This window comes from Pusillibacter faecalis, from assembly GCF_018408705.1.
In the GTDB taxonomy this organism is placed as follows: domain Bacteria; phylum Bacillota; class Clostridia; order Oscillospirales; family Oscillospiraceae; genus Oscillibacter; species Oscillibacter faecalis.
Window position 1 is genome coordinate 2,426,925 of sequence record NZ_AP023420.1, and the last position, 12,245, is coordinate 2,439,169.

General features: G+C 55.8%; 18 protein-coding genes, 1 other RNA gene and 1 other annotated feature. Of the genes, 12 read left to right on the forward strand and 7 right to left on the reverse strand.

The genetic code is table 11. The features are described 5' to 3' along the window. Positions 1 to 121: 121 nt before the first annotated feature. From KJS55_RS12055 to KJS55_RS12070, 4 genes are read left to right on the forward strand one after another with little or no spacing between them, the layout of a single operon-like run. Positions 122 to 355, forward strand: a complete 234-nt coding sequence (locus tag KJS55_RS12055) for a helix-turn-helix transcriptional regulator (protein WP_187030375.1) — start codon at positions 122 to 124, stop codon at positions 353 to 355. Positions 356 to 396: 41 nt separating this feature from the next. After that, entirely contained in the window at positions 397 to 822 is a 426-nt protein-coding gene (locus tag KJS55_RS12060) for a hypothetical protein (protein WP_213543387.1), read from the forward strand. Between the two features lie 11 nt (positions 823 to 833). Then, positions 834 to 1,238, forward strand: coding sequence for a DUF2178 domain-containing protein (locus KJS55_RS12065; protein ID WP_187030380.1), 405 nt, complete (start codon positions 834 to 836; stop codon positions 1,236 to 1,238). 29 nt (positions 1,239 to 1,267) lie between these two features. Then, positions 1,268 to 1,963, forward strand: coding sequence for a DUF6442 family protein (locus tag KJS55_RS12070; protein WP_213543388.1), 696 nt, complete (start codon positions 1,268 to 1,270; stop codon positions 1,961 to 1,963). Between the two features lie 61 nt (positions 1,964 to 2,024). On the opposite strand, the gene ruvX is transcribed toward KJS55_RS12070, so the two are convergent. Then, entirely contained in the window at positions 2,025 to 2,450 is a 426-nt protein-coding gene (gene ruvX, locus KJS55_RS12075; protein ID WP_187030384.1) for a Holliday junction resolvase RuvX, read from the reverse strand. A 14-nt stretch (positions 2,451 to 2,464) separates the two neighbouring features. Further along, positions 2,465 to 3,139 carry a M15 family metallopeptidase gene (locus tag KJS55_RS12080; RefSeq protein ID WP_213543389.1) on the reverse strand — a complete coding sequence of 225 codons (675 nt, stop codon included), beginning with the start codon at positions 3,137 to 3,139 and terminating at the stop codon, positions 2,465 to 2,467. Between the two features lie 288 nt (positions 3,140 to 3,427). Between KJS55_RS12080 and rpmG the strand changes: the two genes are divergently transcribed. The 8 genes from rpmG (at position 3,428) to KJS55_RS17725 (ending at position 7,637) form a co-directional block, all read left to right on the forward strand. Next, positions 3,428 to 3,577, forward strand: a complete 150-nt coding sequence (gene rpmG / locus KJS55_RS12085) for a 50S ribosomal protein L33 (protein ID WP_022289376.1) — start codon at positions 3,428 to 3,430, stop codon at positions 3,575 to 3,577. 34 nt (positions 3,578 to 3,611) lie between these two features. Continuing rightward, a complete protein-coding gene (gene secE / locus KJS55_RS12090) occupies positions 3,612 to 3,821 on the forward strand; it encodes a preprotein translocase subunit SecE (RefSeq protein WP_187030388.1) in 210 nt (69 codons plus the stop codon). A gap of 11 nt (positions 3,822 to 3,832) precedes the next feature. Beyond that, the gene (gene nusG / locus KJS55_RS12095; RefSeq protein ID WP_187030390.1) at positions 3,833 to 4,357 is read left to right on the forward strand and encodes a transcription termination/antitermination protein NusG; all 525 of its coding nucleotides are present in this window, start codon (positions 3,833 to 3,835) and stop codon (positions 4,355 to 4,357) included. Between the two features lie 108 nt (positions 4,358 to 4,465). Then, positions 4,466 to 4,891 (forward strand): 50S ribosomal protein L11, encoded by a 426-nt coding sequence (gene rplK / locus KJS55_RS12100; RefSeq protein ID WP_187030392.1) that lies wholly within the window; start codon positions 4,466 to 4,468, stop codon positions 4,889 to 4,891. 78 nt (positions 4,892 to 4,969) lie between these two features. Next, positions 4,970 to 5,662: a 50S ribosomal protein L1 gene (rplA, locus tag KJS55_RS12105; protein ID WP_187030394.1), complete on the forward strand. Its 693-nt coding sequence runs from the start codon at positions 4,970 to 4,972 to the stop codon at positions 5,660 to 5,662. A 236-nt stretch (positions 5,663 to 5,898) separates the two neighbouring features. After that, positions 5,899 to 6,027: a sequence feature (ribosomal protein L10 leader region), on the forward strand. A 31-nt stretch (positions 6,028 to 6,058) separates the two neighbouring features. Continuing rightward, positions 6,059 to 6,607, forward strand: coding sequence for a 50S ribosomal protein L10 (gene rplJ / locus KJS55_RS12110; RefSeq protein WP_187030396.1), 549 nt, complete (start codon positions 6,059 to 6,061; stop codon positions 6,605 to 6,607). Between the two features lie 48 nt (positions 6,608 to 6,655). Next, positions 6,656 to 7,027, forward strand: coding sequence for a 50S ribosomal protein L7/L12 (gene rplL / locus KJS55_RS12115; RefSeq protein WP_213543390.1), 372 nt, complete (start codon positions 6,656 to 6,658; stop codon positions 7,025 to 7,027). A 496-nt stretch (positions 7,028 to 7,523) separates the two neighbouring features. Continuing rightward, positions 7,524 to 7,637 carry a hypothetical protein gene (locus KJS55_RS17725; protein ID WP_213543391.1) on the forward strand — a complete coding sequence of 38 codons (114 nt, stop codon included), beginning with the start codon at positions 7,524 to 7,526 and terminating at the stop codon, positions 7,635 to 7,637. Between the two features lie 609 nt (positions 7,638 to 8,246). Here the strand turns inward: KJS55_RS17725 and KJS55_RS12125 are convergent. From KJS55_RS12125 to KJS55_RS12145, 5 genes are all read right to left on the reverse strand, one after another. Next, entirely contained in the window at positions 8,247 to 8,975 is a 729-nt protein-coding gene (locus KJS55_RS12125; protein ID WP_213543686.1) for a DUF554 domain-containing protein, read from the reverse strand. Positions 8,976 to 8,977: 2 nt separating this feature from the next. Next, positions 8,978 to 9,706 (reverse strand): tRNA threonylcarbamoyladenosine dehydratase, encoded by a 729-nt coding sequence (locus tag KJS55_RS12130; RefSeq protein WP_213543687.1) that lies wholly within the window; start codon positions 9,704 to 9,706, stop codon positions 8,978 to 8,980. 65 nt (positions 9,707 to 9,771) lie between these two features. Next, positions 9,772 to 11,352, reverse strand: a complete 1,581-nt coding sequence (locus KJS55_RS12135; RefSeq protein ID WP_213543392.1) for a peptidylprolyl isomerase — start codon at positions 11,350 to 11,352, stop codon at positions 9,772 to 9,774. A 166-nt stretch (positions 11,353 to 11,518) separates the two neighbouring features. Next, positions 11,519 to 11,720: non-coding RNA, 6S RNA (ssrS, locus tag KJS55_RS12140), on the reverse strand. 3 nt (positions 11,721 to 11,723) lie between these two features. Then, a complete protein-coding gene (locus tag KJS55_RS12145; protein WP_187030404.1) occupies positions 11,724 to 12,005 on the reverse strand; it encodes a DUF1292 domain-containing protein in 282 nt (93 codons plus the stop codon). Between the last annotated feature and the right edge of the window lie 240 nt (positions 12,006 to 12,245).

Below are 12,245 nucleotides of genomic sequence, written 5' to 3' on the forward strand. Positions count from 1 at the left end.
GAAGGCGGCACGCTGCGGCGTGCCGCTTTTTTTGCGCCGAGACTTGACAAGAGAGCACCACTGTGTTATATATGAAGTATACTTCATGTGAAGGAAACTTCATATTTGGGGGAGGGATGGGATGAAAAACCGTGTCAAGGAGCTGCGCCTGGCGGCAGGAATGACTCAGCAGCAGCTGGCGGAGCTGGTCCATGTGTCCTCCCGGACCATCATCTCTCTGGAAAAGGGGCAGTACAACCCATCCCTGCTGCTGGCATACCGGCTGGCGCTGATTTTTTCCACTACGGTGGAGGAGCTGTACTGCCTGCAGGAGAACAAGGAAGAGGAGGACCGGCGGTATGAGGAATGGGAGTAAATGGCTGTGGCGCACGGAGCAGACAAAGAGAGGAGTTTTTGATGAAGATTTACTATAAAAAACGGTTTTACAGCGGCCTTTTCAGCCTGCTTCTGGGGCTTGCCAATCCAGTGACCTGCTTACTGCGGGGCTGGGAGCGGTTTGACTGGAAGGATGGGATTCTCTGTGTACTGCTGATCCTCACAGGACTTAGCTGGATTTTGAGGAGTTTGGACCGGGAAAAGGCCAGAGAGGACCGGGACGAGGACCGGGACGAGCGCAACCACTGGATTGAGCTGCGCAGTAAGGCCACGAGCTACCGGGTGATGTTCTGGATGAACGCAGCGTGGATGATTGGATGCATCCTAGGCTATACGATGGCAAAAGATGAGATTTATATTCAGATGGGTCTGCCATGTATGGTGCTGTGGATCGCAGCCGGAGCCGCCCGGCTGGTGAGTGAACTCTACTATGAGCAGAAATCTTGAGAGGAGATTCTATGAAGATTTATCATAAGCGCAGTTTTGCCGGCGGCATTCTCTGCCTGCTGCTGGCGGTGGGCTGTGGTGCCCTGCTGGCGGCGGAGGGATTTCAGGTCAAACTCCTGGTAAGCCTGGCGTTGCTGCTGTTTTTAGGGGGTGTGGATTTGGTCTGGGCCATGTCCCGGGAATCCCGGATGCCCCGGGGAGATGAACGGGACCGGCAGATCAGCGAGAAAAGCGCCTGGTCCGCCTATCTGGTGCTGACCAACGGCTGCTGGATGGTGTCTGTCGTCGTGCTGCTGCTCTATGCCGTTTTCCGCAGCGTGGCGTTGCTGGCAGCGGCTGTGACATTGTTCTGCGTGATTTTGGCGGCATTTGTCATCTTGCTATGTACAAACGCCTATTACGAAAGGCATCTGTGAGCATGCCGCTAAGACAAGGAGGAAATGAGATGGATCGAGCTCATGACCGCAATCAAATCCGGCAGCTGCATCTGCTCCGGGATGAGCGGGACCGGGAGCTTCTGACCGCTGCACAGAGCCGGGCTGGAAATGCGGTGCTGCGGGTGTCTCAGCTGCTGGCCGCAATCTGCCTGCTGCGGGGAGAGCCGGTTTGGACGGCTTTGCTGTCCCTGACCTTTGTAAACGCCGCGGCCCAGTGCTTTCACCAGTTCCGCTGTGACAGGGAGAGAGCATACCTGCTATTGGGGCTGGCTGCGGGCGCGGTGGCCCTGGGGCTGTGCAGCGTCTTTCTGATCAAGGGGGAGGCGGCGCTGACCATGGGACGGCTGGTGGCTTTCGGTGTACTTTACTATATGCTGCGGGCTCTGGCGGGACTTTTGTTTGTGGGGGTGCTACTGGCCATGTTCTGGATTGCCCATCGGGTAGGCCACCTGGATGGGGAGCAGTGGGAGGCCTATTTCCAATCAGTTTCCACAGTGGGACTCCTCCTCCGGGGCGGGTGCATCCTGCTGTTGGCGCTGGGGATGGTGACGGCGCTGAGTTGGCCGCTATTTTCCCTGCTGGGCTTCCCCACGCCGGGGAGACTGGCCCTGATTTTCTTTGTGGCGGCGGGTGGCCACTTGGTAAGAGCATTCAGCGATCAGCGGGAAGAGCTGATCAGCAAGCTGCTCCGACTGAAGTCGTAAGGAAAGGCGCCCGGTAAACCGGGCGCCTGAGTCTATTTCCATTAAGGCCGCTGGCGGGAGATTACCCGGCAGGATGGCTTTTTTTATAGGTGAGATAGCCCTCCAAAATCAGGGATGCCGCCACGGCGTCCACAACCTTCTTCCGCTTCTTGGCGTTTTTGCCGTTGTTCAGAAGAATCTGGTGGGCGTCAATGGTGGTGCGTCGCTCGTCCCAGAGGATGACCGGCAGGGAGGAGGTCTCCTCCAGCAGGACCTTCATGGCCTGGGCCTTTTCGGAACGGGGCCCCCGAGTGCCATCCATGTTGATGGGGTGGCCCAGCACCAGTTCCTCCACGCCATGCTCCTGAGCCAGCGCGGCCACGCGCTCCGCCACAGCCTCCGGACGGTAGGCGTCGATGGTGGTGGTGAAGCCGGCCATGAAGCCAGTGGGGTCTGAGATGGCGATGCCAGTGTGGGCGTCACCGTAATCAATGGCCATAATACGCATCAAAATCCTCGCTTTCACTTGGGAGGGGACCAGCTTTCCTCCACAGGATAATTATCTAGATCGGAAAAGTGCCACCACTCGCCGGTATAGGGCTGGAAACCGCATGCTGTCAGCACGTCCTCCAGCAGCTGGGCGTTCGCGGCGGCGGAGGCCGGCACATCGCTGTAATCCCGGTCCGCCAGGGGGGAGAAATCGTCAAAGTCCGTAGGCATCTCCACAGGCTCCCCATCCAGAGCCGCCAGAGTCAGGTCCACTGTGTTTCCCCGGCTGTGGGAGGAAGAACCTGTCTCCGGGTTTGCAACATACACCGGGTCCGGACAGATCTCCCACAGGCGGAACTGGGCCTGTGTGGGACGAAAAGCGTCCCAGATCAGCAGGGTATAGCCCTGGCCCATGAGAATGTCCAATGCAGAGGAGAGCTTTTGTACCGTGCCATAGCGGAGATAGGCATCCGTAAAGTCATAGACAGCCTGTCCAGTAAAATTTTCCGCCCCTGCGTATTTCAAATCCACCAGGATGTCCGGCAGGTATTCCTGCACCCGTACGAAGTCTGCCGCCTCGGGCTCCGGCATCGGTGCGGGTTCGGACTCTGGGACTGCCTGGACAGGGAGGATAGACGCATCTTCCATTGGCTCGGAGACGCCGCAGCCGGTGAGAACCAGGAGAAGCAAAAGCAGATACCATCTCATAGGGGGCCTCCTTCCTGGGAGAATATCATACCATATCGGGGACGTGGGCGCAAGGGGGCGGAAGTTCCCAGCAGCGCAGAGGACAATTCTAAAAAAATGGAAGAAAATGATTGACGGCAGATTTGACTTGTAGTATAATCTTTCTTACCTGTGAAAAAGGGTTTTCTTGTCGCGCCTGTTTTTCGCTTTCCAGGTCCGATGGGGAATTCTTTCAAAAAGGCAGGGAGGCAATCGGTATTCACCCGGCGTCAGCCGGACATGATACCAATAATAAGGAGGTGCCGTTAAATGCGCGTGAAAGTCACACTGAGATGCAACGAGTGCAAGCAGAGAAACTACAATACGATGAAGAACAAGAAGAACACTCCGGACAAGCTGGAACTTAACAAGTATTGCCCCTTCTGCAGAAAGCACACGCTCCACAGCGAAACCAAGTAATGGCGACGAATTTAAGAAAGGGCGTGTAACGAACATGGCAGAAGAGAAGAAGAGAGACCGCGGTCTCTGGTTCCGCGAGATGAAAAGCGAAATGAAAAAGGTCGTATGGCCGACCCGGCAGACCGTGCTGAAGAATACTGGCACTGTGTTGCTGTGCTCCCTGTTGATCGGCGTGTGCATCTGGGTCTTCGACTTTGTGGCGTCTTCCGCCGTTGAGATGATCCTGAACGTATTCAACGCCTAAGGGGTATTGATATGTCAGACGACGCAAAGTGGTATGTGATTCATACCTACTCCGGCTATGAAAACGCCGTAAAAACCAGCATTGAAAAGTTTGTTACCGGCCGCGGTATGGAGGATATGATTCTGCGAATGGAAATCCCTATGGAGACCGTGACAGAGGTAACAGACTCCGGTGCCACCAAGCAGGTGGAGCGCAAGGTTTTCCCGGGTTATGTACTGGTCAAAATGGTCATGACCGACGAGACCTGGCATCTGGTGCGGAACGTCCGCGGCGTCACAGGCTTTGTGGGCAGCGCCAACAAGCCGATTCCTCTGACAGAGGAAGAGGTGCTGGCCATGGGCATGGAGAAGCATGAGATTGTGGTGCAGTATCAGGTAGGCGACCACGTCAAGATTGTGGATGGCCCGCTGGCTAGCTTCACTGGCGTTGTGGAGGAGATTGAGCCGGAGAAAAACCGGGTCAGCGTCATGGTATCCATGTTCGGAAGAGAGACGCCCGTGGACCTGGAGTTGGACCAAGTAGAGGTCCTGAACTAACGTGAAACCAAGCCGGAGGATTCCGGCACAAGTGGGAGGAACCAGCCGGTTCCGCCAAGGACGGACGAACGCCCGCCACCACATTTTGATTTAGGAGGTGCTACTGAAGTGGCACAGAAAATTACTGGTTATGTAAAATTGCAGATTCCCGCAGGCAAGGCAACCCCGGCGCCCCCTGTCGGTCCGGCCCTGGGCCAGCATGGTGTCAACATTGCCGCCTTTACCAAGGAATTTAATGAGCGCACCAAGAACGACGTGGGTATGATCATCCCCGTGGTCATTACGGTGTATGCTGACCGCTCCTTCACCTTCATCACCAAGACGCCCCCCGCGGCCGTCCTGATTAAGAAGGAGTGCAACATTGAGTCCGGCTCCGGTGTCCCCAACAAGACTAAGGTGGCAACCATCTCCAAGGCCTCCATTCAAAAGATTGCTGAGATCAAGATGAAGGACCTGAACGCCGCCAGCCTGGAATCCGCTATGAGCATGATCGCCGGCACTGCCCGTTCCATGGGCGTGGTCGTAGGCGACTGACAGCCAGCGCGGTCTTTCTGACCGCTTGATACAGTGGGAGGATACATTCCGAAGAACCACTATGAGGAGGAAGTAACATTGTTTAGAGGCAAGAAATATCAGGAAAGCGCCAAGCAGATTGATAAGAACATGCAGTATGATCCTGCGGAAGGCTTGGCTCTCATTTGCAAAACCGCCAGTGCCAAGTTTGACGAGACCGTTGAGCTTCATGTGAAGCTGGGCGTGGACTCCCGTCATGCTGACCAGCAGGTGCGTGGTGCCATCGTGCTGCCCCACGGCACCGGTAAGAGTGTGCGCGTGCTGGTGTTCGCCAAGGGCGACAAGGCTGACGCTGCCCGCGAGGCTGGTGCCGACTATGTGGGCGAGATGGACCTGGTGGAGAAGATTCAGAAGGAAAACTGGTTTGACTTTGACGTGGTGGTTGCCAGCCCAGACATGATGGGTTTGGTGGGCCGTCTCGGTAAGGTATTGGGCCCCAAGGGCTTGATGCCCTCTCCCAAGGCCGGCACCGTCACCCCCGACGTTGCCAAGGCCGTGCAGGAGGTTAAGGCCGGTAAGATCGAGTACCGCCTGGACAAGACCAACATCATCCACTGCCCCATTGGCAAGGTGTCCTTCGGCGCGGAGAAGCTGACGGAGAACTACAATGCTCTCATCGGCGCCATCGTCAAGGCCAAGCCCGCCGCTGCCAAGGGCCAGTATATCCGCAGCTGCGTCGCTGCTTCCACCATGGGCCCCGGTGTGAAGTTCAATACGTCCAAGCTGGTGTAATGGTCTCAAGGGGGAGCAGGCTCCCCCACCACCAGTGACGTCGGTCATTGGTGTGCGTGCCCCGGCGCGTGGGTCGGAGAATTTTTGCCACGTACACGCCGCGGCGAAAATGATTGAAGAATTTTTCACCGGAGACGAAAGAATTAGGGGGAAACCGGAGGTTTCCCTGTTTCCGGATTTGGGAAATTTTCGGGAGAAAATAGTATTTGAGGGTTGACATGGCGTCTTTCCTTGAATATAATATCAGATGCGTTCCAAAGACAGCAGGTGAGAACTCTCTCATAAATCCTGCCGAGGGCGGCAAAGTCGATTTGCTATCCGTCCTTGTGTCTTTGCGGACATAAGGACGGTTCCTTTTTGAACGCACCTACAAATCCTATGGAGGTGAAACCAAACATGCCTAACGCAAAGGTCTTATCTGAAAAGCAGGCCATCGTGGCCCAGCTGACCGAGAAGATCCAGAATGCCACCGCCGGCGTCCTCGTCGACTACAAGGGCATTACCGTGGAGGAGGACACTGCGCTGCGCCGTGAGTGCCGTGAGAACGACGTGGATTACGCCGTTGTCAAAAATACCCTGCTGCGCTTTGCCTTCAACAACGCCGGCCTGAGCGAGCTGGACGGCCTGCTCAACGGTACAACGTCTCTGGCGCTGTGCTCCGATCCTGTGGCTCCCGCCCGGGTCATGGCCAACTATGCCAAGAAGCTCAACGACAAGTTTGAGATCAAAGGCGGCTTCATGGACGGTAAGCCCGTGGACCTGGCCACCATCAACTCCCTGGCGTCCATCCCCGCGCTGCCCGTCCTGCAGGCGCAGGTCCTGGGCACTATGCTGGCTCCTATCACAGGACTTGCCGTGGTCCTCAAGCAGATCGCCGAGAAGAATGGCGCGCCTGCCGAAGAGGCTCCCGCCGAGGAGGCAGCTCCGACTCCCGCCGCCGAGTAAGCGGCCCCACACCATTGACTTAAAATTTACAAATAGGAGGCAAATACAATGTCTGAGAAAGTTACCGCTATGATCGAAGAGATCAAGGCTCTGACCGTTCTGGAGCTCAGTGAGCTGGTACACGCCCTGGAGGAGGAGTTCGGTGTTTCTGCCGCCGCCATGGCCGCTCCCGCCGCAGGTGCCGCCGCTCCCGCTGCTGAGGAGAAGACCGAGTTTGACGTGGTTCTGACCGGCTTTGACGCCGCTGCCAAGATCAAGGTCATTAAGGCTGTCCGTGAGATCACCGGCCAGGGTCTGGCCGAAGCAAAGGCTACCGTTGAGGGTGCTCCTTCCACGCTGAAGGAGGGTATTTCCAAGGACGATGCCGAGGCTCTGAAGAAGCAGGTCGAAGAGGCCGGCGGCAAGGTGGAGCTGAAGTAATATCCATATGCCCAAAAAGATTCCCTGTCCATTGGACAGGGAATCTTTTTGTTTGAGCAGAACTCGCTGAGAACTTGAGAAGAGGCCCCTGGAGAAGAGTGGCGTAGAAGGATTTCGATTTCCGTGATAGAGCGGCGGTAACCGACCACAGCACAGATACGGACAGCAAAAAATTGCGGCGCATAGGATATCTTTTCGATTTCACCGTCTTATCAGTGAAAAGCTTTTCCAAGAGAGAGTATGACGGAGAGAAATTTCAGCGCCGCAGCGGAGCAGCGCCTGAATAAAGTGTCGGATTGTCCTGAACTGGTTCCGACAGCCAGCCGACGCGGCTGAAACCATCATGCCTGTGGCAGAGGCGGAACCCGTTTTTAATAACCGGGACATCGTTCACTGACGAAAATGACGCTGAACATGTGTCGCAGCCCTTGGCGGCGCCGGATGGCCGCTATGGCTGTGTGCCCTCTCGGAGGCGGATCTGCCAGCCAAATACCGAGTGCCGCTCTACCGCTACCATTACGAGGGCTATTCCTTCGCGGAGGTAGGAGAGCGACTGCGCCTGATGGTCTCCACAGTCCGGGCCAAGCTGGCACGGGTGAGGCGGAATTAGAGGAATGAACTATAAAAGACGTTATCTAGCGGTATTTGGAGAAATTGGTGCCTCGAAGCCCTTGCGGCAGACGTTGAAGAGATTCCGCGGTAGGAGCGGCGGAGAACGCACGGTTTCTCCCGGCCGGCAGTGCTGGCGGCGATATTGGTTTTAGCCTTGACTGGAACGGCTTTCGATTTCATTAGGATTCACTATCTGGCCCCAGGCCAGGATGAGATCAGCGAACATGTGCCGGAGGCAGAACTTTAAAGAAAATCAAGTTAATCTTTGGAAGGAGGGGCTTATTTGGACTGGAAGCTGCCAAATCCTCTGAGAACTATAACAAACCTTATATCAACTTGGACAGGGGATATGGCAACGTTCTTTTTGAAATATGCGCACTGTGGCGATACAGAACCTCCGGTTAATGTGTCTCAGGAGTACGAACGGAGTATTGGGAGGGAGTCAAGGACTATAGTTTTTTCAGCAGCAGACTTACAAAAGAGCCATTTGTTTCTATACAAGTGGTGAAGATGGCCGGCCGGATAAAAAGAAAAATTGTCCGCCTTGCTTTTCTGAGAGAGCAAAACGGACAATCTGACTACAGGACATTATCTAGCGCTCTGTAACTCACATCCACAGGCACAGCAAGATGGGTAAGAAAATTGCTGGTACCAGGTTCATCACCTTAATTTTCGTCAGGTTCAGCATGTTCAGGGACAGCGCCACAATCAGCAAGGAACCTACACAGGTCATCTCCGCGATGACCGCGTCTCCCAGCAGAGGTGAGAGAAAAGAGGCCAGTACGGCAATCACTCCCTGGTAGAGGAAGATTGCGATGGCGGAAAACATCACACCGACTCCCAGAGAAGCGGCGAAGACAATGGAACTGATGCCATCCAGCAGGGATTTGGCAAACAACGTGGAATGGTCTCCGGTAAGCCCATCCTGAAGGGCCCCCACAATGGCCATGGCCCCCACACAAAAGAGCAAACTTGCAGTGACAAAGCCCTCGGAGATGGAGGTTTTACTGCCGGCAGACAGACGCGCCGTGTGCTTTTGCACCCAATCCCCCAGAGCCATCATGCGTTTGTCTAGATCCAGAAGTTCCCCGATGATGGCACCGAGCACCATGGCCAAAATGGTGATGAGGCTATTCTGCCCGCTCAGACTTCCGCTGATGCCAAGGAACAGTACACACAGGGCTACTCCCTGCATGATGATGGTCTGCAGACGTTCCCCCAGCTTGATGCTGCCAGCGGGCAGCACGCTGGAAAAACGTCCGGCCAGCCAGGCCAGCAGCAGCCCCGTGGCGGAGCCGGCCAGAACAGCCAGCGTATTGACAAGGGTACCAATCAGTATCATGTGTCGCTCTCCTTTTCCAAGAGGTCGCGGACCACAGCGCTGCCCAGAAGAAGCCCTGCCGCCGCAGGAACCCAGGGATTGCTGGCGGGAACGCTGCGCCGCCCTGGCGGCGGAGCCTCCAGCTGTGCGGTGGGGATGGGCTCCTCCGGGCTGAAGACCACTTGCTGGTGGTGGATTCCGCGACTGCGCAGTTCCTTGCGCATAACCCGGGCTAGGGGACAGCCATAGGTTTTGGAGATGTCCGTGATCTGAAGGCGTGTGGGGTCCAGCTTGTTTCCTGTCCCCAGGGCCATGATGAGGGGAATCTTTAGGCGCCGGGCGGTTTCGGCCAGGTCCAGCTTGCAGCTGACCAGGTCGATGGCGTCCACAATATAGTCATACCGGCAGCCCTCTGGAAAGAAGAGGCCCCGATGAGAAGCGTCATACAGAGCGTGCATCGGGCGCACTACGGCATCTGGATGAATATCCCGAACCCGAGCGGCCACGGCCTCTGCCTTTGGCTGTCCCACCGTGGAGCTGAGGGCTTCCAGCTGGCGGTTGATATTGGTGAGAGATACCACATCGCTATCCACCAGGGTCAGCGCTCCAACTCCGGCGCGGGCCAGACACTCGGCGGCATAGCTGCCAACGCCCCCAAGACCGAAGAGAATCACATGGGACGCTTTCAGCCGCGCCTGGGCTTCCGGCCCCCAGAGCATCTCATTTCGCAGAAAACGAGCGTCTATGATACATTCCCCCATTCTATACAAGAAAAACGGAGCCGGCACGCAAGGCCGGCTCCGTTTTGTTATCAGCCCACGAACTTCAAACCAAAATCACCACGAGTGATCGTGCTTTCGGCAGCAAGACCTTCCTCCCACGCCGCGTAGTCCTCGTTCTTCAGGGTGTCGGTGACGGCCACCTGCCAAGCGGGCAGATCATAGCCCACAAAGTACATCACATGATAGCCGTATTCAGTCTCCACGATGTCTGTATCGCCGCTCTGACGGGCAGGATCGAAGCACCAGTCGTTGAAGGCCTCAACCATATCGCCCTGGCAGACTCGGCTGTACAGGCCGCCATCATACTTAGAGCCATCCGTAGATTCCTGCATGGCCAGAGTAGCGAAGCTTTCCTCAGTTGCCTCGCCAGAGCGCCACTGCTCCAGCAGTTCCTCAGCCTTCAGCTTGGCGTCGGCGCTAAGCTGGGACTGTTCCTCGTCATAGCCTTCATCCTCAGAACTCAGCGTACCGGTAGAGGGCTGAACCAGAATATGGCGGACATTGATGGAATCATACTCTTCCCGGAAGCGGTCGTGGAACACCACCACGTAATAGGTGGAGCCGCTCTCCACCACAGCGGAGTCCCCGGCGGTGCGGGCATCGTCAAAGAGCCACTCTGAGAGGGCGCTGCCAGCAGAATAAGAGGCACGGTCATTTTCGTTGTAGGTGGCGTCCTGGGCCTCAGCCAGAGCACCCAACTCGCTGCCCGAGCGGAAGGAGGCCAGCATGTCATCCGCCTTGGACTTGGCGGCCTCCTTGGCGGCAGCCGTCTCCTCCTCGGTGGGCTCCACGGTGTTACCCTCCTCGTCGGTAGTGCTGGGAGCAGTGCCGGAGATGGTGACGGACTCATAGGAGACCTTGTCATAGTCGTTAGGATTGGCGGCGTAGGTCTCCTCCAGCTTAGCCTCGTCATAAGAGAGGCTGCCGGCATGCGCGTTGGCATAGGCGTCAAACTGCAGCATACGCATGAGCTGATCGCCGTAAACTGATTCAGTGATCAGGTTATTGCCGAAGACATTGGTAAGATACTGGTTTACCGAGACACCGCTGGCCTGGGCTGCAGACTCCAGGGTAGACATGGAGTCATCATATTGCGCCTGGACACCGGCGGGGTAGGTAAAGCCCTCATCCTCCGCCTGGTTCAGGGCAGTCTGAATCTGAGCCATCTGCGTCAGAGCCTGGTTTAGAATGAAGTCATACCAGGTCTGACCGGCCTCCGCCTCGCCAAGACCGAGAGCGGTAATGGTTTCTACAGTGTCCTCGCTGATGGTCTGATCCTTCAGGGAAGTGGAGGTGTCCATTCCCAGGTAGCTGAAATAGGACGTGTTGCTCAAGAAGCTCCGATAGGCATTCTGATAATAAAAGGAGACTTCCGCAGCAGAGTATTTCTCACCGTCAATGGTGGCGGCGGTGCTCATCTTAGGGATGATATTGGAGCGGTAAAGGATGGCTGCTGCGGCCACCAGCACAAATACCACGGCGATGATGCCATACAGGGTATTGCTGCGCTTTTCCTGTTTGCGCTGCTGCGCCTCTCGGGCGGTCTTGGGGTCAATCCAGCCGGAGCTGGCCTGCTCCTGGCGGTTTTGCTTTTCTCTTGATGCGCTCATTTGTTGTTTCAGTCCTCTCAATATACTCAGGTGCTTGTTCGCAATTTACGCACTTTACCATTATACCGAATAACGGCGGATTGTGCAAGTGGAAAATATGGTGACAGCATAAAATACTTTCCTGAAATGAAGCTGAAAAAAGCAGGGCAGACATCTGCCCTGCATATGGAGCCCCGCGATGGCCGTGTAGGTCCCGTTATAACCTGCACCTTCACTGGCCAGGTGGGTTGCCTCCAACTCGCTTTACCGCTTCCAACTTCCAGCCGCAGACAGCAGCCGGGAGGCCTGCGAACCACGAGCTGATCCGGCATCCCGTATAACGAAATGTGGGTTAAAATGAAAACCTATCACGCACCTCGCAGGGCGTCCCGTCACTCCTCGTCGTCGAAAAGGTTTTCCATAAAGAGGTCGTATACCGCATCCAGTTCCTCATCAGAATCCAGGGTGGAGAGCAGATCCTCACCATCCTCATGAATGACCTTTAAAATGACCAGGCCATTGTCCGGATTGTCCTCGTCGTCCTCTGTCTCAGCGGGGAAAAATGCCTGATACAGCTGACCATTGTGCTCCAGCGCATCGATGAACTCCAAGACAATCTCCTGACCGTCTTCGTCGGTCACAGTGATAAAGGTAGGGCCGAAATCCTCACTCATGCGAGTTCTCCTTTCCGGCGGCTGAACCGCTTTGTGGTTGCTATTTTACACGAAAGCAGATGGAATTGCAAGAGGGAAAGGTGTCAAAAAGACGAAAAGTAAGTCCTTTCTACAGGAATTATCCTGCCCCAAAACGCAAAAACCATTCCAAGCGGGAACTTTTTTTCGGGAAAATTCGACATTTTCAATGTTGACACGGGATGATACAATAGGAGGTGTATTTTGGCATACTTTGAACTT

Excerpts from the sequence above, each read along its gene's own strand:
- KJS55_RS12055 (WP_187030375.1), top strand. The coding sequence starts at position 122 with ATGAAAAACCGTGTCAAGGAGCTGCGCCTGGCGGCAGGAATGACTCAG.
- KJS55_RS12060 (WP_213543387.1), top strand. The coding sequence starts at position 397 with ATGAAGATTTACTATAAAAAACGGTTTTACAGCGGCCTTTTCAGCCTG.
- KJS55_RS12065 (WP_187030380.1), top strand. The coding sequence starts at position 834 with ATGAAGATTTATCATAAGCGCAGTTTTGCCGGCGGCATTCTCTGCCTG.
- KJS55_RS12070 (WP_213543388.1), top strand. The coding sequence starts at position 1,268 with ATGGATCGAGCTCATGACCGCAATCAAATCCGGCAGCTGCATCTGCTC.
- ruvX (WP_187030384.1), bottom strand. The coding sequence starts at position 2,450 with ATGCGTATTATGGCCATTGATTACGGTGACGCCCACACTGGCATCGCC.
- KJS55_RS12080 (WP_213543389.1), bottom strand. The coding sequence starts at position 3,139 with ATGAGATGGTATCTGCTTTTGCTTCTCCTGGTTCTCACCGGCTGCGGC.
- rpmG (WP_022289376.1), top strand. The coding sequence starts at position 3,428 with ATGCGCGTGAAAGTCACACTGAGATGCAACGAGTGCAAGCAGAGAAAC.
- secE (WP_187030388.1), top strand. The coding sequence starts at position 3,612 with ATGGCAGAAGAGAAGAAGAGAGACCGCGGTCTCTGGTTCCGCGAGATG.
- nusG (WP_187030390.1), top strand. The coding sequence starts at position 3,833 with ATGTCAGACGACGCAAAGTGGTATGTGATTCATACCTACTCCGGCTAT.
- rplJ (WP_187030396.1), top strand. The coding sequence starts at position 6,059 with ATGCCTAACGCAAAGGTCTTATCTGAAAAGCAGGCCATCGTGGCCCAG.
- rplL (WP_213543390.1), top strand. The coding sequence starts at position 6,656 with ATGTCTGAGAAAGTTACCGCTATGATCGAAGAGATCAAGGCTCTGACC.
- KJS55_RS12135 (WP_213543392.1), bottom strand. The coding sequence starts at position 11,352 with ATGAGCGCATCAAGAGAAAAGCAAAACCGCCAGGAGCAGGCCAGCTCC.
- KJS55_RS12145 (WP_187030404.1), bottom strand. The coding sequence starts at position 12,005 with ATGAGTGAGGATTTCGGCCCTACCTTTATCACTGTGACCGACGAAGAC.